The 19,120-nt window shown below is 53.8% G+C and carries 22 protein-coding genes; 8 read left to right on the forward strand and 14 right to left on the reverse strand.

What is annotated here, in order from left to right; translation table 11 throughout:
- Positions 1–39: 39 nt before the first annotated feature.
- The 8 genes from HUN04_05425 to HUN04_05460 all read right to left on the reverse strand — a co-directional run bounded on the left by HUN04_05425 (position 40) and on the right by HUN04_05460 (position 4,549).
- A complete protein-coding gene (locus HUN04_05425) occupies positions 40–438 on the reverse strand; it encodes a PilZ domain-containing protein (GenBank protein WDP89198.1) in 399 nt (132 codons plus the stop codon).
- Between the two features lie 179 nt (positions 439–617).
- Positions 618–887 carry an ATP synthase F0 subunit C gene (atpE, locus tag HUN04_05430; GenBank protein WDP89199.1) on the reverse strand — a complete coding sequence of 90 codons (270 nt, stop codon included), beginning with the start codon at positions 885–887 and terminating at the stop codon, positions 618–620.
- An 82-nt stretch (positions 888–969) separates the two neighbouring features.
- Positions 970–1,665 carry a F0F1 ATP synthase subunit A gene (gene atpB, locus HUN04_05435; protein WDP89200.1) on the reverse strand — a complete coding sequence of 232 codons (696 nt, stop codon included), beginning with the start codon at positions 1,663–1,665 and terminating at the stop codon, positions 970–972.
- 1 nt (position 1,666) lies between these two features.
- Positions 1,667–2,068 (reverse strand): ATP synthase subunit I, encoded by a 402-nt coding sequence (locus tag HUN04_05440; protein ID WDP89201.1) that lies wholly within the window; start codon positions 2,066–2,068, stop codon positions 1,667–1,669.
- Positions 2,069–2,082: 14 nt separating this feature from the next.
- A complete protein-coding gene (locus tag HUN04_05445) occupies positions 2,083–2,331 on the reverse strand; it encodes an AtpZ/AtpI family protein (protein WDP89202.1) in 249 nt (82 codons plus the stop codon).
- Between the two features lie 173 nt (positions 2,332–2,504).
- Positions 2,505–3,293: a peptidoglycan editing factor PgeF gene (pgeF, locus tag HUN04_05450; protein ID WDP89203.1), complete on the reverse strand. Its 789-nt coding sequence runs from the start codon at positions 3,291–3,293 to the stop codon at positions 2,505–2,507.
- Positions 3,280–3,768 carry a D-glycero-beta-D-manno-heptose 1-phosphate adenylyltransferase gene (rfaE2, locus tag HUN04_05455; GenBank protein ID WDP89204.1) on the reverse strand — a complete coding sequence of 163 codons (489 nt, stop codon included), beginning with the start codon at positions 3,766–3,768 and terminating at the stop codon, positions 3,280–3,282. Before rfaE2 ends, pgeF begins: the two co-directional genes overlap by 14 nt.
- Entirely contained in the window at positions 3,761–4,549 is a 789-nt protein-coding gene (locus HUN04_05460; protein WDP89205.1) for a carbon-nitrogen family hydrolase, read from the reverse strand. Before HUN04_05460 ends, rfaE2 begins: the two co-directional genes overlap by 8 nt.
- A gap of 460 nt (positions 4,550–5,009) precedes the next feature.
- Between HUN04_05460 and HUN04_05465 the strand changes: the two genes are divergently transcribed.
- Genes HUN04_05465 through HUN04_05490 form a run of 6 tightly spaced genes read left to right on the forward strand, consistent with a single transcriptional unit; the run spans position 5,010 to position 10,782 of the window.
- On the forward strand, positions 5,010–6,149 hold the full coding sequence (locus HUN04_05465; GenBank protein ID WDP89206.1) for an ABC transporter substrate-binding protein: 1,140 nt from the start codon (positions 5,010–5,012) through the stop codon (positions 6,147–6,149).
- Between the two features lie 9 nt (positions 6,150–6,158).
- On the forward strand, positions 6,159–7,034 hold the full coding sequence (locus HUN04_05470) for a branched-chain amino acid ABC transporter permease (protein WDP89207.1): 876 nt from the start codon (positions 6,159–6,161) through the stop codon (positions 7,032–7,034).
- A gap of 13 nt (positions 7,035–7,047) precedes the next feature.
- The gene (locus tag HUN04_05475) at positions 7,048–8,001 is read left to right on the forward strand and encodes a branched-chain amino acid ABC transporter permease (protein WDP89208.1); all 954 of its coding nucleotides are present in this window, start codon (positions 7,048–7,050) and stop codon (positions 7,999–8,001) included.
- Complete coding sequence (locus HUN04_05480) at positions 7,998–8,786, forward strand: ABC transporter ATP-binding protein (GenBank protein WDP89209.1); 789 nt, start codon at positions 7,998–8,000, stop codon at positions 8,784–8,786. The genes HUN04_05475 and HUN04_05480 overlap by 4 nt, the downstream gene beginning before the upstream one ends.
- A gap of 4 nt (positions 8,787–8,790) precedes the next feature.
- Entirely contained in the window at positions 8,791–9,537 is a 747-nt protein-coding gene (locus tag HUN04_05485; GenBank protein WDP89210.1) for an ABC transporter ATP-binding protein, read from the forward strand.
- The gene (locus HUN04_05490; protein WDP89211.1) at positions 9,538–10,782 is read left to right on the forward strand and encodes an AMP-binding protein; all 1,245 of its coding nucleotides are present in this window, start codon (positions 9,538–9,540) and stop codon (positions 10,780–10,782) included.
- On the opposite strand, the gene HUN04_05495 is transcribed toward HUN04_05490, so the two are convergent.
- Positions 10,770–11,246, reverse strand: a complete 477-nt coding sequence (locus tag HUN04_05495; GenBank protein ID WDP89212.1) for an Lrp/AsnC family transcriptional regulator — start codon at positions 11,244–11,246, stop codon at positions 10,770–10,772. The two genes, HUN04_05490 and HUN04_05495, sit on opposite strands and share 13 nt — an antisense overlap.
- 111 nt (positions 11,247–11,357) lie before the next feature.
- Here HUN04_05495 and HUN04_05500 point away from each other — a divergent pair, with 111 nt between their 5' ends.
- Positions 11,358–11,927, forward strand: a complete 570-nt coding sequence (locus tag HUN04_05500; GenBank protein ID WDP89213.1) for a lysophospholipid acyltransferase family protein — start codon at positions 11,358–11,360, stop codon at positions 11,925–11,927.
- A 4-nt stretch (positions 11,928–11,931) separates the two neighbouring features.
- On the opposite strand, the gene HUN04_05505 is transcribed toward HUN04_05500, so the two are convergent.
- The 4 genes from HUN04_05505 to eno all read right to left on the reverse strand — a co-directional run bounded on the left by HUN04_05505 (position 11,932) and on the right by eno (position 16,407).
- On the reverse strand, positions 11,932–12,540 hold the full coding sequence (locus HUN04_05505; GenBank protein WDP89214.1) for an alpha/beta hydrolase: 609 nt from the start codon (positions 12,538–12,540) through the stop codon (positions 11,932–11,934).
- 71 nt (positions 12,541–12,611) lie between these two features.
- Positions 12,612–14,252 (reverse strand): CTP synthase, encoded by a 1,641-nt coding sequence (locus HUN04_05510; GenBank protein ID WDP89215.1) that lies wholly within the window; start codon positions 14,250–14,252, stop codon positions 12,612–12,614.
- A 34-nt stretch (positions 14,253–14,286) separates the two neighbouring features.
- On the reverse strand, positions 14,287–15,132 hold the full coding sequence (locus tag HUN04_05515; GenBank protein ID WDP89216.1) for a hypothetical protein: 846 nt from the start codon (positions 15,130–15,132) through the stop codon (positions 14,287–14,289).
- Between the two features lie 6 nt (positions 15,133–15,138).
- On the reverse strand, positions 15,139–16,407 hold the full coding sequence (gene eno / locus HUN04_05520) for a phosphopyruvate hydratase (protein WDP89217.1): 1,269 nt from the start codon (positions 16,405–16,407) through the stop codon (positions 15,139–15,141).
- A gap of 291 nt (positions 16,408–16,698) precedes the next feature.
- Between eno and HUN04_05525 the strand changes: the two genes are divergently transcribed.
- The gene (locus HUN04_05525) at positions 16,699–17,367 is read left to right on the forward strand and encodes an adenylate kinase (GenBank protein WDP89218.1); all 669 of its coding nucleotides are present in this window, start codon (positions 16,699–16,701) and stop codon (positions 17,365–17,367) included.
- 115 nt (positions 17,368–17,482) lie between these two features.
- Here HUN04_05525 and HUN04_05530 read toward each other — a convergent pair whose 3' ends face one another.
- Positions 17,483–19,081: an alpha-D-glucose phosphate-specific phosphoglucomutase gene (locus HUN04_05530; protein ID WDP93172.1), complete on the reverse strand. Its 1,599-nt coding sequence runs from the start codon at positions 19,079–19,081 to the stop codon at positions 17,483–17,485.
- Between the last annotated feature and the right edge of the window lie 39 nt (positions 19,082–19,120).

A 19,120-nucleotide genomic window follows, 5' to 3' on the forward strand; every position in this document is an offset into this window, starting at 1 on the left:
TATGCCGCTCCTGGTTTCGTACGCCATATGTTCAGAAAATCATTCTTTACTTAAAAATCTTGCCTTGATCCGTTCAATCACGCCATCAATACGTTCTTTTTCTTCTGCGGTCATGTTGACCCAGGCCAGCCCGAACTGAAGGTCTCCGGTATCATGGACGGAACAATGGACAACTTTGGCAGTAAGCCCTTCCATACGCTGGCTGCCCAGCACAAGTTCGGCATCTTCAATGATTTGGCCGGCTTCGAATTCGAGACAACTGTCCGCACGAATTGCGATCCCGATGCTGGATATATTAACTACCGTGAAGGTTTTTTGATAGAAAACTGCCAGCACATTGTCCTTGTCCGACGCCGGCACCCTGAATGAATTTCGGACCTTGTCTTCCCCGGAATCAATGCCGGGCATGGGCTGAAATTCCAGTGAGTTATCAGTCATTCGCATCCTCCTGCCAGCAATTTAAATCGAGAAATTTTATATTCATTACTATCTGATCTGAAAAACATAGCAGGTCCCCGTAAACCATGCAAGAAAAAACGCTTTCCCTGCATATAAAAAGGGTATCCCCCTTGTGGGGGATACCCTTTTTAAAACACTTCTAATTCAAGCTGTACGGCTTAATGTCCGCCAAGGGCCTGAACTGCGGGAGCGATTGCAGGATGAACGAACAGCAGGATCATAGCAACAACCAGTGCGTAGATACACAGAGATTCGATCAGTGCCAGACCGATGAGCATGTTAACCTGGATTTTACCGGCGGCTTCGGGGTTTCTGGAGATACCGGCCATTGCGCCGTTCAAACCAAGACCCTGACCAATACCGCAACCGAATGCAGCAATACCGATTGCCAGACCTGCAGCCCATACACTACCAACTAGAAATTCCATGTTTTACTCCTTAAAATTATATATGATTAATACTAACGGGGCTTCTTCCAAAAATCCCGTATACGCTTAAATAAAGTTCCGCTTAATGAGCTTCCTCAATGGCACCGGCGATGTACATGGTGGGCAGGAGGAAAAATACAATGGCCTGGATCAGGGATACCAGGATGCCCATTGCCATGATGGGAAGGGGAACCAGGAAAGGTCCTGCCAGCATCAGCAGAATACCCACAACCAGTTCGTGGCCCATCATGTTGCCGAAGAGACGGAGGGTGAGGGAGAGTACCCTTGCCAGGTGGCCGATGACTTCAATGACGAAGAACAGGGGCATCAGGGCAGGTACAGGTCCCAGAAAATGTTTGATATATTTGGCGCCGTGTTTCTGGATACCGATAACATGGCTCCAGGAAACAACGATAATGGCCAGCGCCACAGTGGTATTAATATTTGCAGTGGGCGGATAAAGGGTGGGAACCAGGCCGAACAGGTTGCCCAGTAGAACAAAAAGGAAAACGGTCAGCAGCAGGGGAAAGGACTTTCTGCCCTCTTCACCGGTGATGCCCACCATAAACTCTTCAAGACCTGAGATAATGACCTCAAAAACATTCTGAGCGGTTTTGGGGACCATTGCAACCCCTTTGCCGCCGAGCCAGCCCAGAACAACTAAAACAATCATGGCCAGCCACATGTAAGTAACATGGGGATGCGCAGCAGCCCACGCTTCCGCATTTTTTCCGAACAAACCGAACACTGAAGTAAGAAACAAATATGGATGTTCCACCTTAAACCGCCTCCTTGAATAAGATCCTTGTCAATTCGATCCCCGCTGCAATAAAGGTACTTGCAACAACAACCGAAAGGCCCGCCAGTAGCCCTAACGGATGAACACTATGGGTTGATATCAAGAGGAAGATAATGGCACCCGTCACCGTAAACCGGATGTAATACTTAAAAAGGAGACTCCCCACCAAGGATTTCCCCTTTTCCATCACAGCTTCCCTGTTGATATTGTTGCTGACGGTCTTCTTGAGGAGATGGAAATTCACCGTGACTACCAGACCGCCCAGAAAGACCCCCAGATACATTTTCTGGGAGGCCAGGAACAGGGCAACCAGGCTGCTTGCAAAAAAGAGCAGCCAGTTGGTCCGTGTGATGAAATTTATTATCTTTTCAAGATCCGCCATTTATTTATCTTTAATTACTTATTTTTCTTTTCTTCTTCACGCTTATCGATCTCCCTGCCCTTCTGCCCCGCCCGGATGATATTGGAAAAACCGGCGGCAATGCCGAATGCCAGGCCAACCAGCAGTAGAACAGGCTGTGTGTCGAATTGCTTGTCGAGCCACCACCCCAAGGCCAGACCGATGACGATGGACAGGGCCACCGAGATGCCGAGGCTTGCAAAATACCCCAGTTCCCGAAAGGTTTTGCCTTTATCCTCATTCATATCAGGTCTATCTCTCCTTAACGTGTTTTGCTCTTAAATTATCAAATATCTTGAGAGCAAATACCATATGCGCAGGGTGAAGTCAACGTGAAAAAAAACTTTGGGATCTAAGATGAAATCCCTTGCCATTCATAGCTTTAACCCGCCTCTCCCATATCCGGAACCACCTTGTTTTACTCATCTTTTTTGAATCCGATTACCGTCCCGAACCTGCCGGTCTCTTTTTGGGCACGGTAGGAAAAAAAACGGTTTGCATTGCATTTTGTACAGATCTCCATGGCAAGGATATGGGAGGGTTTCACTCCCATTTCAACCAGTTGCGCCCTGGAAATTGCCCAGAAATCAAAATAATGGGGCCTATTTGTCCGGTACTGCCACAGCGGCCTGGGAATCTCTGTCCGGTAATTGACAAATTCGGCGCAGCAGGGCCCCAGGGACGGGGATATGCCGGCCAAGACATTTTCCGGCCGGCAGCCAAAATTAGCTGACATGGCGGAGATGCACTTGCCGAGAATATTTGCAACGCTGCCCCGCCATCCGGCATGGACATTGGCAAGGACCCGGTTCACCGGATCAAAAAGAACCACGGCCTGGCAGTCGGCGGTCTGGATCACCAGCCCGAGATCCGCCACGTCCGTGACCACGGCATCGGCCGCAGCCGGCCTCAGGGTCTCCCGGGTTTCTCTGTCCCAAACCCATTCCCGGAAATCCATTCCCTGTTTAACCACCAGAATCTCATCCCCGTGGACCTGATTAAGGAATACCGCCCGGTCCAGGCCCAGCCTGTCCAGCATCCTGGAACGGTTTTCAGCCACAATCTCCCGGCGGTCGCCGCAGCCCATGCCGATATTCATGGCGGCAAAAGGGCCGGTGCTGTTTCCACCGGCCCGGGAAAAAACGCCGTGTACCAGGCCGGGACAGGCGGACAAATGATCAAATGTCAGCACATCAGGAGGCGCCATAAAACCGTTTTCCGATCCGCTCAATGATTTTTGTGGTGGAAACCTCCTGTTCAAAGGGAATCCGTTCCACACGGCCGCCGGCGGATTTTACAAAATCCCCGCCGATAATCTTGTCTTCCGGCCAATCGGCTCCCTTGACCAGAACATGGGGGACGATGATACGGATCATGTCCCCGGGGTCGGGGGCATCAAAGAGCACCACATGGTCCACGCATTCAAGGGCCGCCACCACACAGGCCCGCTGTCCCTCCGGCACCACCGGGCGGTCCTCTCCCTTTATCTTCCGGACGGAGGCATCGGAATTCAGCCCGAGCACCAGGACATCCCCGCAGGCCTTGGCCCGGGCCAGGTAAGAAACATGGCCGGCATGGAGGATATCAAAGCAGCCGTTGGTAAAGACCACAGTTTTGCCGGCAGTCCGGTAATCGCTGGAAAGCCTGCACATATCGTCCAGGGTGACTATTTTATTATCCATATATATCCTTTCGTCTGTCTTCTGCGACCGGGATCTGGGCTGCGGCCCGGGCCGGCGCATCCGTATCTATGTCAGCGGTAATAAAACCGGCATCGGAACCGGCCTGGCCCATTGTTTCCCCGGAAGGCCCCACAATGGCGGAAGATCCCGGGAATTCAAGCGCCCCGTCACTTCCGGTCCGGTTGCAGCAGAGCATATAACTCTGGTTTTCAATGGCCCGGGCCCGGAGCAGGGTCTGCCAGTGGGCCACCCTGGGAGCAGGCCACTGGGCAGATACAATGAAAAGCCTTGCCCCGTCAAGGAAAAGCTGCCGGGCAAGCTCAGGAAACCGCAGGTCGTAACAGATCATCAGCCCAATGCGGCCGAAACCGGTGTCAACAAATACAACCTCATCTCCCGGGGCATAGAACTCATGCTCAGCGGTCAGCCGGAACAGGTGAAGCTTTCGGTAGCCGCCCTTAACCTGCCCGTCCCGGTCAATGTAATATAAGGTATTGTATACCCGGTCACCTTCCGCCTCGGGCAGGGTGCCGGCCAGTGCCATGGACCGCGAGCCGGCAAATTGTGCCATCCGCGCCAGGGTCTGCGGGGTACGACGGGCATGGACTGCGATATTTTCATTGTCAAACCCGCAGGAAAACAGTTCCGGCAGCACCGCCAGGTCCGCTCCCCGGTCTGCCAGTTCTTCAAGATAGGAAAAGGCCGTACCCAGATTGGCCTCAATATTTCCGTTGACAATGTCAAACTGGACGGCTGCCGCCCGAAATCCTCTCTTTTCCATGGTTATCCGACTTTTTTTTAATTAGGTGGTTTTCCTTAATCCGTTAATTTTGTAGCACAAAAAAATAGTTTCGCAAAACAATAAGAAGCGTTTCAACCTCCTGGCCTATGAAACCCAGGATCCCCCCTAACCCGCTGTTTTTAAAAAGCCTTGACACCGCTATCCGCCTCCATTAGGTAAGATGATTATCGTGAACAATTAATTTGAGGGTGCAATGTACTTCCGTTATTTTTTTATATTTAGATGCTTCCGCGGCTTCTTTTTTATGAAGTCTGCCCGGGAAGAGTCGATGTAAATCAACGGAAAAGACAACGCAGACTCAAAACCATGGGCAGACCGACACAGGGACCCATGGTTTTTTATATTTTAAGGACTGTGGGCCACCCCCCAGCCCTTTTTTTAGGCGGGCAGCCGGCCGGCTTCATGGGCCACTTTAAATTTTTATAAAGGAGAACAAATCATGAAAAAAATGACAATCGCATTGTTGATCCTTACTCTCGCCCTATTGCCGGCCACCGGCGCCGTGGCGGCGCCCGTCTATAAGATCGGCGGGATTTTCTCATCCACGGGCAGGGCCTCTTTCCTGGGCGACCCTGAAAAAAAGACAATGGAAATGATGGTGGACAAAATCAACGCCGCCGGCGGCATTGACGGCCACATGCTCGAAGCAGTGATTTACGATTCCGAAGGGGATCCGGCCAAGGCGGTCTCCGCCGTGAACAAGCTGTTGCACAAGGATAAGGTTCTGGCCATCATCGGCCCCTCAACCACCCCCACCACCCTGGCCATTGTCAACTTTGTGGAACGGGCCCAGGTTCCCCTGATCTCCTGCGCTGCCGGCGTGAAGATCACCTCGCCGGTCAAGCCCTGGGTATTTAAAACCGCCCAGAGCGATCTTCTGGCCGTAGCCGCCGTCTACCAGCACATAAAGGCCGCCGGCATTAAAAAAATCGGTATCCTCACCGTGGCCAATTCCTTTGGAGAGAGCGGCAAAAACCAGTTGCTGACCCAGGCAAAGGAAAACGGCATTGAGGTCGTAAAGGCGGAAAGCTTCGGCGCCAAGGACACGGACATGACCGCCCAGCTCACTAAAATCAAGGCGGCCGGCCCCGATGCCATTGTCTGCTGGGGCACCAACCCCGGCCCGGCTGTTGTGGCCAAAAACGCCAAGCAGCTTAAAATTGATATCCCCCTCTACCAGAGCCACGGAGTGGCCTCTCCAAAATTCATCGAACTGGCCGGCGATGCGGCCGAAGGCATTATCCTGCCCACCGGCAAAATCCTGGTGACCGGGCTGCTGGATGATTCCGACGCCCAGAAGGGTATCCTGGAAGGCTACCAGGCCGACTACCAGGGCAAATACAAGGGCAATGTATCCGGCTTCGGCGGTTATGCCTATGATGCCGTGAATATCCTGGCCGGGGCGTTGAAAGGCAGCGGCGGAGACAAAAACAAGATCCGGGCCGCCCTGGAAGCCACCCAGAGCCATGTGGGCGCCACCGGCGAATTCAACTTCTCGGACAAGGACCACAACGGCCTCTCCCCGGAAGCCTTTGTTATGGTTGAAATCAAAGACGGTACCTGGAAACTGATTAAGTAAAGGGAATCCATGGAGGAAATCATCCAATACCTCTTTTCCGGCATTACCACCGGGGCCATTTATGCGGTGATCGCCGTGGGGCTGTCCATGCTGTACAGCTCCACGGAGCTCATCAACTTTGCCCACGGGGAGTTCGTCATGGTCGGGGCCATGGGCCTGGTCACCCTCTGGGTCCACCTGGCCTGGCCCCTGCCCCTGGCCATTGCCGGCACCATCGCCCTGGGCTGCGCCCTGGGCCTGCTCTTTGAGCGCTTTGCCATCCGCACCGCCAGAAGCCCCCAGCCCATTGTGCTGGTGATCATCACAGTGGGCGCCTCCATATTTCTGCGGGGTCTAGGCATGATTGCCTGGGGCAAGGACCCTTTCAGCGTCCCCCCCTTTTCCAGCCATGACTCCATTGAGATCCTGGGTGCTGCACTGCTGCCCCAGTCGCTGTGGATCGTAGCGGCGGCCGTTGCTTTGGCAGGGGGAATCCATTTTTTCCTGAAAAAAAGCCTTACGGGCAAGGCCATGGTGGCCTGCGCCGTGAACAAAAAAGCGGCCTGGCTTACGGGTATCCCATCGGAAAGAATGGCGGTACTGGCCTTTGCCATCAGCACGGGCTGCGGGGCGGTTGCCGGTATTTTCATCGCCCCCATCACCATGAGCTCCTACGACATGGGCACCATCCTGGGGCTCAAGGGATTCTGTGCCGCCATGATCGGCGGCCTGGGCAGCCTGTGGGGCGCCTTTGCCGGCGGCATTCTTCTGGGCGTTCTGGAATCCCTAGGTGCGGGCCTGATCTCTTCGGGACTGAAAGATGCCATTGCATTTATTTTACTGCTGCTGATTCTCTACGTCCGCCCGGGCGGACTTTTTTCCGCAAAAGAGGCAAAACGGTTTTAACCGGTAAGAAATTATGGATGACAATAAAAATAAAATCCGGTTGGAAAACGGCATTTTCATCGCCGTGGTTCTGGCCCTGGGACTGCTTACGGACAACACCTACTACCTGCAGATCATGACCTTCATCGGCATCAACACCCTGCTGACCTTGGGATTAAACATGCTCATGGGCTATGCCGGCCAGATTTCCCTGGGCCATGCGGCATTTTACGGTATCGGCGCCTACACCACGGCCATCCTCTCCACCACCTACGGGTTTTCCCCATGGACGGCGCTGTGCCTTTCCGTGGGCCTTGCCGTGGCCGTGGCCTTTGTGGTGGGCCTGCCCACCCTCCGCCTGGAGGGGTACTACCTGGGCATGGGCACCCTGGGCTTTGGCATGATCATCACCATACTATTCCGTGAATGGAGTTCGGTGACCGGCGGCGCCTCCGGATTCGTCGGCATTCCCGTTCTTGAAGCGGGCCCTGTCTCCTTTATGTCGGGCAGAAATTATTACTTCCTGGTCTGGGGAACGGTGCTCATTGCCCTGCTCATCTGTCGCAGGATTCTCTCCTCCCGCATGGGACGGGCGTTGCGTTCCATCCACGACGGTGAAAAGGCAGCCCTGGCCGTGGGGGTGAACACCCATTTTCTCAAACTCCAGATTTTCATGTTTTCAGCGGCCCTGGGGGCGGTGGCGGGATTTCTTTATGCCCATTTTGTGCTGTTCATCAGCCCGGAGTCCTTTGGATTCATGGTATCGGTGAAGATGGTGACCATGGTGGTCATCGGAGGCATGGCCAGCGTCTGGGGGGCATTGTTGGGCGCCTCCCTGCTCACCCTGCTCCCCGAGGTCCTCCACGGGTTTGCCGAATATGAGATGATCATCTTCGGCCTCATTCTCATGGTGGTCATGATATTTCTGCCCCAGGGCCTTACCCGGGGATTTCTGGATATGTACCAGGCAGCAAGGAAAAAACAATGAAACGGCCTGAACTGAACCCTGACATCCATGCCCTGCTGGCGGTGGACTCCCTGACCAAGATGTTCGGCGGGGTCCGGGCCCAGGACGATATTTCCTTCTCCATTGAACCTGGAATCGTCTGCGGCCTCATCGGCCCCAACGGGGCGGGCAAGACCACTTTGTTCAACATGATCACGGGCATCTACCCCCCCGACAGGGGGCGTGTGGTTTTCAACGGCAGAGACACAAGAAAAATGGCGGTCCACCAATTGGTTAACGCCGGGATTGCCCGGACCTTCCAGCATGTGGAACTTTTCGGTTCCATGACGCTGCTGGAGAACGTCCTGGTGGGTATGCATGTCAGGACCCGGTCCGGATTCTGGGGGGCGGTGACCCGGCTTCCCTTTGTGCTGCGTGAAGAAAAAGCAGCCGTGGAAAAGGCCGAGGCCCTGCTGGAATTCACAGGCCTGATAGATTACGCCGGGAAACCTGCCGGCGACCTGCCCGTGGGCCGGCAGAAAACAGCAGAAATCGCCCGGGCCCTGGCATCGGATCCTTTGCTCCTTCTCCTGGACGAGCCCGCAGCCGGCCTGAACGCCGTGGAAACCGAGGCCTTGGGGCAATTGATCGGACAGGTAAAAGCCGCGGGCGTCACCATGATGCTGGTGGAACACGATATGAGCCTGGCCATGGGCGTCTCTGACAAGGTGATCGTCCTGGACCAGGGCAGGAAACTGGCCGAGGGGTCTCCAAGACAGATACAGAACAACGAAGCGGTAATGGCCGCCTATCTGGGCCAGGGGTGAACATATGCTGAGAATTAAAAATTTAAAATGCGGTTACGGCAGTATCACCGCCGTCCACGGGGTAAGCCTATCGGTGCAGAAGGGGGAATTGATCTCCATTATCGGGGCCAACGGGGCCGGAAAAAGCTCCCTGCTCCTCGCCATCTGCGGACTGATGAAGAGCTGGTCCGGAGAGATTCTCTTCAATGACAAGCCCCTGGGGGGCATGTCCCCCCCGGCCATTGTCCGGGCCGGGATCAGTATGGTGCCAGAAGGACGGCAGATTTTCTCCCCCCTCAGTGTCATGGACAACCTTAAGATGGGGGCCTACACCATGTACCGCAAGGGGATGAAATCCGAAGTGGTGCAGGACCTGCAGATGGTGCTGGACATGTTCCCCATCCTCAGGGAGCGGGCCGACCAGCTTGCCGGCACCCTGTCCGGCGGGGAACAGCAGATGCTTGCCATCGGCCGGGCCCTGATGGCAAGGCCCAGCCTGCTGGTCCTGGACGAGCCCTCCATGGGGCTTGCCCCTAAAATTGTTGAAATGATTTTCAATACCATCGAAACCCTGAGGACCCAGGGAGTGACCATTCTTTTGGTGGAACAGAACGCCAGGGCCGCCCTTAAAATTGCCGACCGGGGGTATGTGCTGGAAACCGGCAAAACGGTCCTCCAGGGCAGTGCCGATGAACTGCTGGTGGACGATGATGTGAAACGCGCCTATCTGGGTCAGGATTACGGAGATTTTTACGACGGGAGGGATAACTAAATGCCCGAAGCAATCAGCATTGAAGAAAAAGAACAGCGCAAACTGGAACGGCTCCAGAGCACCCTGAACCGGGCCTATAAGAATGTACCCTTTCACCGGAACCGGTTCATTGAAAGTAATCTGTCCCCCCAGGACATTACCACGCTCACGGACCTTGAACGGCTTCCTTTCATGAGCCGGGCGGATCTGGGCACCCATTACCCCTACGGCCTCTTTGCCGTTCCCCTGCGGGACATCGTCCGCATTCACACCGCACCGGGCACCGGGGACCGCCCCTCCATCAGCGGATATACCCAGGCCGACCTGCTGATCTGGAAAAAGCTGGTGGCAGGGAGCCTTGCCGCTGCAGGCGTCACAGAGATGGACATTCTTCAAATCCATCTGCCGCCCGGGCTGGCCAACTGGGGCCGGGACTACAAGGACGGCGGTGAAACCCTGGGGGCCGGCGTGATTCCCAACACGGCCCTGTCCCTGCCCAAAACCCTGATGGTGCTCCGGGACTATAAAACCACCACCCTGGTGACCACCCCGGCCTTTGCCGAACAGCTGGTGGAGCATATGTTCGCAAATGAACGCCACCCCAACGAACTGAACCTGAAACGGATCATTCTGGTGGGGGAGCCTGTGGAACGGGAGAGCCTAAAAGACCTTGAGGAACGGCTTCACGTGGACCTGTGGCTCAACTACGGGCTCAGCGAGATTCCCGGGCCGGCCATCGCCCATGAATGCAGCAGCCATTGCGGCCTGCACATCAACGACCCGCACATCCTGCCCGAAATCATTGATCCGTCCACAGGAAAAACCGTGCCCGCCGGGCAACAGGGAGAACTGGTGCTGACCACGCTTTCCGCCCGGGCGTTCCCCCTCATCCGCTTCCGTACCGGTGACATGGCCCGGTTTATCACGGAACCCTGCGGCTGCGGGTCGCCCTTGATGAAAATGGAATGGCTGCGGAGCCGGGCAGATAATCATATTATCATTTCCGGCATCAAGGTTTCCCTGGACCAGGTCAGGATCTACCTTGAAAAGGCCCTGGGTTTTCCGGAGCCCGACTGCGACCTGGACCGGATCCGGCGCGGCGGAACGGAACTGCTCCAGATTTCTTTGGTGATGGATGAGAATCTATTTTCAGACGAGATCAAAAATCTGGAAAACCTGATCATTGGAACCGAAGAATGCCTAACGGAGCAGACCGGTGTTCCCGTGGACATTCGGCTGATTCAGAAACGAAATTACATCGTATAGTCTTCTTCCAGATCAAGGGCCAGCTTTTTCTTCTCTTTGATGCTGTCAATGACAAATGAGGACTCGATCTTCTGGATCCCCTCTATCTGCGTGAGCTTTTCATTCATGAACTCACCGTAGGCCTTGATATCCCTTGCCACCACCTTAAGGATGAAATCATTGCCCCCGGCAATCTGGTAGCATTCCATGACCTCATCCAGGCCGGCCAGCTGTTCCTTGATCTGGGCCACCGAGGCCAGCTTGCTCAAACTCAGGGCAATGGAGACAATGGCCGTGATGGAGAATCCGATTTTTTCAGGGTCCACAACCGCCGTAAAATGGGAGATCACCCCGGACATTTCCAGCCGCCGCACCCGTTCCAGGGTGGCCGGCGCCGAAATTCCCACGATTTTAGACAATTTGGCATTGGTGATCTTTCCGTTGTCCTGGAGGGTATTCAGTATTTTCTTATCGATCCTGTCCAAATTCTGCATCCTTGAAATTTGTATTTTTATTGTAAAACAGCTTCGCGGGGATTCCCCCCGGCCGCCACTGGCAGTATGTATGTAATTTTGCCAAATTGAACGAGGGATGTATTGAAACCAAGCGTATTAAACAATCCGGTGCTTAAGCCGGTTTTTTATTTTATTGCCAGGGCCGGACTTGCCATATTCGGCTGGCGCGTCCAGGGCCGCATGCCGGACCTGAAGAAATTCATCCTCATTGCCGCTCCCCACAGCAGTAACTGGGATTTTGTTTTTTTCCTTTTTGCCATTTTCAAATTACAGGTCCCCGTACACTGGATGGGGAAGCATACCATGTTCCCCCTGCCCTTCAGACACCTGCTCCAGCGCCTTGGCGGCATTCCCATCGACCGGACCCAAAAAGGTGATACCGTTAAAACAATGGCAAATGAATTCAGCAGCGCCGACCGCCTTGTTGTCACCATCGCCCCCTCGGGCACCCGGCAGCGGGTAACCAAGTGGAAAACCGGATTTTACAGAATTGCCTCGGCCGCCGGGGTCCCCATTGTCCTCGGATTTATCGACTATAAAAAGAAAGTCATTGGCATCGGCCCTGCAGTTATTCCCACCGGACATCTTGACTCAGATATGAAAAAAATCCAGTTGTTTTACAGGAACAAGTCCGGCCGGTACGACCAATAAGGGGCTATGCCAAATAACCGGCAAGAACCTTATCCAGCATGGCCAGGGTTTGAGAGTAAAAGTGGTCCCCATTCTTGAGGACGGCAAACTCCGCAGGACTTTCCCACCGTTCAATCAGGGCGCGGACCTTATCGGGCGGGGCAATGTCATCATTACCGCCCGTGACAATAAGGCCTGTATCCGGCAGTTTTTCCACATCGTCAAAGGCGAGAAAGGCGCAGGGGGGAGAAACCATGATATGGTCTTTGATACCGGCCCCGGCGTCTACTACCCGGGCGTTCACCCAGCTGCCGAAGGAATACCCCGCCAGGTATGGCTCAGATATCCCCTCCTCCCCCAGGCACGCCAAAGCCGCACGAACATCATCCTGTTCCCCGTCCCCGTTGTCGAACATGCCTGAACTCTCCCCGGTCCCCCTGAAGTTAAATCTCAGGGTGGTAAACCCGGCCCGGTAAAAGCTCTGGACAATCTGCAGAACGACAGAATTATCCATATTCCCGCCGTAAAGGGGATGGGGATGGGTCACCACCACCCCCTTTTTGCTGCCGGGATTGAGATTCAGCCAGCCGTCAAGCCGAATACTCTCACAGGGAATGGTGATGCGCGTTTCCATCTCGTATCCTTTGTTTAAGGGCTGCCGCCTGACGGATAATCAACCGTCGGGGAGGCGGCAGCGCTCTCCTGCTATTCTTTTCTGTTTTTCAAAGAGGCTTTGATAAATGCCCTGAACAGCGGATGGGGGGACATGGGTTTGGATTTAAACTCCGGATGGAATTGGCAGCCCAGATACCAGGGATGGTCTGCCAGTTCAACGATCTCCACCAGGTCATGGTCCGGAGATTCGCCGCTGATGACCAGTCCGGCTTCTTTAAGTTTCTCTTTGTATTCATTATTGAATTCAAACCGGTGGCGGTGCCGTTCGGAAATATCTGTTTCCTTATAGGCATTCTTGGCAAAGGTATCCTCGACCAGCCGGCAGGGATAGGCGCCCAGGCGCATGGTGCCGCCCTTGTCTGAACTTTCATCCCGTTTTTCAACCTTGCCGGTCTGCTCGTCCACCCATTCCTTCATCAGGTAAATCACCGGATGGGGGGTATAGGGATCAAATTCTTCGCTGTTGGCGTCTTCCAGGCCGGCCAGATGACGGGCCACTTCAATCACGGCCATCTGCATGCCCAGGCAGATCCCGAAAAAGGGCACCTTGTTTTCCCTGGCGTATTTGGCAGCCAGGATCTTGCCTTCAACCCCCCGGGAACCGAATCCGCCGGGCACCAGCACCCCGTCGCTCTTGGACAGGATCTCCGCCACATTCTCCTTGTTCAGGGTGGAGGAATCCACAAACTGGAGCTTCACTTCGGTTTCATTGGCAATACCGCCGTGGGTCAGGGCTTCGTTAAGGCTCTTATAGCTTTCGGTAAGATCCACATACTTGCCCACGATGGCGATATTCACCTTACCATGGGGATTCATGAGCCGTTCCACCATCTCCCGCCAGTCGTCCAGGCGGGGGGCCCGGGCCCAGATGTTCAGCTTCTTAAGGATGGTATCCCCCAGCCCTTCCTGGTTGTACACCAGGGGAACGTCGTAGATGCAGTTCACATCCTTGGCCGTAAATACGGCATCGGGTTCCAGGTTGCAGAACAGGGCGATCTTCCTCTTAATATCCTGGGAGAGCATGCTTTCGGTACGGCAGAGCAGAATGTCCGGCTGGATGCCGATACTTCTCAACTCCTTGACGCTGTGCTGGGTGGGTTTGGTTTTCACCTCGCAGGCGGTCTTGATATAGGGCACCAGGGTCAGATGGATGTAAATCACATTGGAGGATCCCACATCGGCCTTAAACTGGCGGATGGCCTCAAGAAAAGGTAAAGATTCGATATCACCGATGGTACCGCCGATCTCCACAATCACCACATCGGTACTATTGGACACCAGATGAATGGCCTGCTTGATCTCATCGGTAATATGGGGGATCACCTGGACCGTGCCGCCCAGGTATTCACCCTTACGTTCCTTGGTGATGACCTGGTTGTAAATTTTGCCCGTGGTGAAATTATTGTTCTTGCCCAGCTTGGCATTGGTGAACCGCTCATAGTGACCCAGGTCCAGGTCGGTCTCGGCGCCGTCGTCGGTGACAAAGACTTCCCCGTGCTGGAAGGGATTCATGGTGCCGGGGTCAACATTGATATAGGGGTCCAGCTTCTGGATGGTTACGGAAAGCCCGCGGCTCTCCAGGAGCATCCCTATGGCAGCGGACGCAAGTCCTTTACCCAACGATGATAACACACCGCCCGTCACAAAAATGTATTTGGTGTTTTCAGCCATCAATCCCTCACTTCTTTTGAATTAATCATGTAAATTAATCATATAATTGGTTAAATGTATCTATTTCCTTATCCAGGTGCCCGGTTCCGCTTCCCTGTTCGCCATTTTCCACGGATCGCTTCGGATAGCGCTCCAGAATCCCCTTTATATCGAAAAGAGAGCCGGGCAGGCCCGATGCCAGAGACATCCGGTCCACAACAATCTGTGCAAACAACTCGCCGTCCACAAAAATACGGGCCTCTTTGGGGTACCAGGACCTTGATATCCGCTCCCAATTGCCGTACCGGACATCAATAATCCGGTTCGCGTTCCGGATAAGGTATCGTTTAGGAAAAAAACTGTCCTTTCCGATCCACAGTCCCGGCATCACCTCACCGTCATAGGCAGGCTCACCGATAAACCAGCAGATTTCACCGTCCAGCCGCTGCAGGGTTACTTTACTTGTATTAATCCCCCGGCGGGCCAGGACTCCGGCAAATATGTCATGGTCCCTGTACAACAGCGGATCCGTATAGAATTCGCCCGGAGCCTGGGCCAGGTCCGTGACCTGCCCGTTCTCCACTTTAACGAATCCGGCGGGAGACAGGGCATAAAACCGGCTGGCCGCGCCATTGCGGATCTCGGACCTGAGCCGGTCCGGGAATCCATAGGTCAAGGTTTCCCCCAGAGACTGCATCTCAACGGCCCCACCTTCCTGACCGGCTTGGGATGCCGCTGCAATCCTGCGGGTCTGGGAAACGGTCATCCCTTCGGGAATGCGGATTTTTTTCACCACCAAATGAAGGAGGTGAGGCGTCTGGGGTACAAAGGCCTCACCCCTGATCCCCCCAAGGAGGATGGTGATGACTGCCAGAAAAGAAATAAAATATTTTTTCTGCATTCTTATTTAAAAAAGATCCTCCGGGAAGACGGCGGAATCCGACAGCCGTTCCTCAATGCGGATCAATTGGTTGTATTTGGCCACCCGGTCGCTTCTGGACATGGAGCCGGTTTTGATCTGTCCGGCGTTCACGCCCACGGCCAGGTCGGCAATAAAGGTATCCTCGGTCTCGCCGGACCGGTGGGAAACCACGGTGGTGTAACCGGATTCCTTGGCCATCTGGATGGTATCCAGGGTCTCGGTGACCGTACCGATCTGGTTGAGCTTGATGAGGATGGAGTTACCCACGCCCCTGGCAATGCCCTTCTTGAAAATATCCGGGTTGGTGACAAAGATATCGTCCCCCACGATCTGGATCCGGTTGCCCAGGCGCTGGGTCATGAGTTCCCAGTTGTCCCAGTCCCCTTCTGCAAGCCCGTCCTCAATGGAGTAGAGGGGATATTTATCCACCAGGCTTTCATAGTAATCGATGAGTTCTTCGGCGGAAAGTTCCCTGCCTTCGGACTCGAACACGTATTTCCCCTCTTTGAAGAATTCGGAAGCCGCCGCATCCAGGCCGATGCCGATATCCTTGCCCGGCCGGTATCCGGCAGCCTCAATGGCCCGGATAATATATTCGATGGCCTCTTCATTGGACTGGAGGTTGGGAGCAAATCCGCCCTCGTCCCCCACGCCGGTGCTCAGGCCCTGGCCCTTGAGAATTTTTTTCAGGTTATGGAAGGTTTCGGCCCCCATGCGCACGGCTTCGGTAACGCTGGGCGCGCCAACCGGAAGGATCATGAACTCCTGGATGTCCAGGTTGTTGGCCGCATGGGCCCCGCCGTTGATGATATTCATCATGGGAACGGGCATGACCCGGGCGTTGATTCCGCCCAGATGCTGGTACAGGGGGATATCGCAGGCATCAGCCGCCGCCCGGGCAGCGGCCATGGATACGCCCAGGATGGCATTGGCCCCCAGACGGGACTTATTGTCCGTGCCGTCGATATCAATCATGGTCCGGTCCAGGCCGGCCTGGTCCATGGCGTCGTACCCGATGATTTCCGGGGCGATCACCTCATTGACATTGGCCACGGCGTTGAGCACCCCTTTGCCCATGAAACGGTTATCGGCATTATCCCTCAGTTCCAGCGCTTCACGGGTACCCGTGGACGCACCGGAAGGCACGGCGGCCCGGCCGTGGGCGCCGCAGGCCAGGGTCACATCCACTTCCACGGTGGGGTTGCCCCTGGAATCAACAATTTCCCTTGCCCTGACATCAATCAGTTCCGTCATTATATCCCCCTAATATTTGTATTTAGGTAATTTAAATGCAGCAAAATCAGGTTAAAAACGAATTCGGTCTAAAAATCAGATCGTTTCGGATTTCTAAATCCGTCCATTAATATCAATTTAGGCCTTCACATTCAACCATAATTTTATAAGTTCGGGTTGGAACCGGACTTGTGCTTGACAAAGAAAAGACAGTCTTATATTAAGAATTTCTTAATGATCTGTTTAAATTTTTTTATGATCGGATGATGTGTCCCGACGTGACATGAATATAAACCAACTCAAGGAGTTAAAATGAACATTCTATTTTTCGGCCCCAACGGCAGCGGCAAAGGCACCCAGGGAAAAATCCTGAAAGATAAATATAACATTGCCCATGTTGAATCCGGCGCAATTTTCCGTGACAACATCAAAGGCGGCACCGAACTGGGCAAAAAAGCCAAAGAATACATCGACAAAGGCGACCTGGTACCCGATGAAATCACCATCCCCATGATGATCGACCGCATCGAACAGGACGACTGCAAAAACGGCTGGCTGCTGGACGGTTTCCCCAGAAACAAGGTACAGTCTGAAAAACTTCACGCCGCCCTGGAAGAAAAAGGCATCAAGCTGAACTATGTCATTGAAATGCTCCTGGACCGCCAGATTGCCAAAGACAGAATCATGGGCCGCCGGCTCTGTGAAAATGACAACAACCACCCCAACAATATCTTCATCGACGCCATCAAGCCCGACGGAGACAAATGCCGGGTATGCGGCGGCGCCCTTTCCGCCCGTGACGACGACCAGGACGAGGCTGCCATCGACAAACGCCATTCCATCTACTATGATACAGAAACCGGCACCCTGGCTTCTTCCTACTACTTCAGGGATCTGAAGGACGCCTCCTTCAAATACTTCACTCTGAACGGCGAACAGCCCCTGCCCGACGTTACTGCAGAACTGGTCTCCAAATTGTAAGACAAACTCCGGGGCGCACCCGGACGATGTCCCAGAGTCACAGCAGCCCGGCAAACCAAGATGTTTGCCGGGCTGCTTTATTTTTGTGCCCTTCAACAGGATGTAAAGGGTGGATCTATGCGTTGAATATCAAATTCAGCGCCTCTTCATGAATGTTTTCCCACAGGCGTTTCCCGCCAAAGCTTTCGATATAGAATTTCATTTTCGGCTCTGTCCCCGATGGCCGGATGGCAAACCATGAGCCGTCGGACAAGGTTACTTTTACGCCGCCCAGGGGCGCATTATTTCCAGATGCCCGGGTCCGTACGTCAACAATGGGCAGCCCCGCCAATGATGATGCCCTTATGGTGTCTGGGCTTATTCCCGAAAGTATCGATTTCTGCCTATCGGTAATCGGCCCGTCAACCCTTTTGTAATAGGGGGCTCCATACTGGCGGACCAGGGTCTCATTGTAAATCTCAGATGGCGTTTTCCCGGTTTGGGACAGAATTTCCGCGGCAAGCAATGTCAGAACAAATCCGTCTTTGTCCGTTGTCCAGACCGACCCGTCTTTTCTGACCAAAGAGGCGCCGGCACTCTCTTCCCCGCAAAAGGCGATTTTCCCATTCAACAGTCCATCCACAAACCATTTAAACCCCACCGGGGTTTCAAATAATTTGCGTCCCATGTCTTTCACAATATCATCAATCATGCTGGTGCTGACGATGGTCTTCCCGATGCCGGTGTTTTTACCCCAGTCCGGCCTGTTCTGGAGAAGATACCAAACGGCCACCGACAGATAATGGTTGGGGTTCATTAAACCGTCGGGGCACACAATCCCATGCCTGTCGAAATCCGGATCATTCCCCCATGCAATGTCGTAGTGATCGGCAAGCTTGATGATATTTTCCATTGCATGGGGGGAAGAGCAGTCCATTCTTATTTTGCCATCATGGTCGGGCGGCATGAAACTAAATGATTTATCAATTTCAGAATTAACCACCGTAATATCAAAACCGTATTTTTCTGCTATGGGCGCCCAAAAATTAACACCGGCACCGCCCATGGGATCTATGCCGATTTTAATTTTTGACTGTCTGATGATATCGGTGTCAATAACGCTGGATAAGGAGTCAACATACGGCGAGATAAAATCCCCTTCATGTGTTGTCGATGCACGGTATGCTTTTTCATAGGGTATTCTTTTAACCCCGTCATTGCCGGACTCGAGCAATTGGTTGGCCTTCTTCTGGATAATATTTGTTACATCCACATCTGCAGGTCCGCCATGGGGTGGGTTGTACTTAAAACCGCCATCTTCAGGGGGATTGTGGGACGGTGTGAGAATGACGCCATCGGCAGGGAAGGTTTTGTTTTTCCTGTTATGCTCTAAGACCAGAAACGAGATAACGGGTGTTGGCGTATACTCGAAATCTTTGTGGATGGCAACATCAACTCCGTTTGCCGCAAACACCTCCAGGGCGGTTCGAAATGCCGGTTTTGAAAGGGCATGGGTATCATATCCTAAAAACAGCGGGCCTGTGACCTTATTTGCCCTGCGATACTCACACACGGCCTGGGAAATGGCGGCCACATGCCTCTCATTGAACGTCCCCGTTAAGGAGGATCCCCGGTGTCCCGAGGTTCCGAATGAGACATCGCCTTTTATTGATTCCGAATAATAAGAAGAGGTAATTGTTGACACATCTGTCTTCTTTGCTGCACTTTTTTCCATATAGTTGTCTTGTCCGTTCATCAATAGCTGCGTTCACTG

It is taken from the genome of Desulfobacter sp. (genome assembly GCA_028768525.1).
Taxonomy (GTDB): domain Bacteria; phylum Desulfobacterota; class Desulfobacteria; order Desulfobacterales; family Desulfobacteraceae; genus Desulfobacter.

Coding starts and splice junctions, on each gene's coding strand:
- HUN04_05425 (WDP89198.1), bottom strand. CDS start 438: ATGACTGATAACTCACTGGAATTTCAGCCCATGCCCGGCATTGATTCC.
- atpE (WDP89199.1), bottom strand. CDS start 887: ATGGAATTTCTAGTTGGTAGTGTATGGGCTGCAGGTCTGGCAATCGGT.
- HUN04_05440 (WDP89201.1), bottom strand. CDS start 2,068: ATGGCGGATCTTGAAAAGATAATAAATTTCATCACACGGACCAACTGG.
- HUN04_05445 (WDP89202.1), bottom strand. CDS start 2,331: ATGAATGAGGATAAAGGCAAAACCTTTCGGGAACTGGGGTATTTTGCA.
- pgeF (WDP89203.1), bottom strand. CDS start 3,293: ATGGCGCCTCCTGATGTGCTGACATTTGATCATTTGTCCGCCTGTCCC.
- rfaE2 (WDP89204.1), bottom strand. CDS start 3,768: ATGGATAATAAAATAGTCACCCTGGACGATATGTGCAGGCTTTCCAGC.
- HUN04_05460 (WDP89205.1), bottom strand. CDS start 4,549: ATGGAAAAGAGAGGATTTCGGGCGGCAGCCGTCCAGTTTGACATTGTC.
- HUN04_05465 (WDP89206.1), top strand. CDS start 5,010: ATGAAAAAAATGACAATCGCATTGTTGATCCTTACTCTCGCCCTATTG.
- HUN04_05470 (WDP89207.1), top strand. CDS start 6,159: ATGGAGGAAATCATCCAATACCTCTTTTCCGGCATTACCACCGGGGCC.
- HUN04_05475 (WDP89208.1), top strand. CDS start 7,048: ATGGATGACAATAAAAATAAAATCCGGTTGGAAAACGGCATTTTCATC.
- HUN04_05480 (WDP89209.1), top strand. CDS start 7,998: ATGAAACGGCCTGAACTGAACCCTGACATCCATGCCCTGCTGGCGGTG.
- HUN04_05485 (WDP89210.1), top strand. CDS start 8,791: ATGCTGAGAATTAAAAATTTAAAATGCGGTTACGGCAGTATCACCGCC.
- HUN04_05490 (WDP89211.1), top strand. CDS start 9,538: ATGCCCGAAGCAATCAGCATTGAAGAAAAAGAACAGCGCAAACTGGAA.
- HUN04_05505 (WDP89214.1), bottom strand. CDS start 12,540: ATGGAAACGCGCATCACCATTCCCTGTGAGAGTATTCGGCTTGACGGC.
- HUN04_05510 (WDP89215.1), bottom strand. CDS start 14,252: ATGGCTGAAAACACCAAATACATTTTTGTGACGGGCGGTGTGTTATCA.
- HUN04_05515 (WDP89216.1), bottom strand. CDS start 15,132: ATGCAGAAAAAATATTTTATTTCTTTTCTGGCAGTCATCACCATCCTC.
- eno (WDP89217.1), bottom strand. CDS start 16,407: ATGACGGAACTGATTGATGTCAGGGCAAGGGAAATTGTTGATTCCAGG.
- HUN04_05525 (WDP89218.1), top strand. CDS start 16,699: ATGAACATTCTATTTTTCGGCCCCAACGGCAGCGGCAAAGGCACCCAG.
- HUN04_05530 (WDP93172.1), bottom strand. CDS start 19,081: ATGGAAAAAAGTGCAGCAAAGAAGACAGATGTGTCAACAATTACCTCT.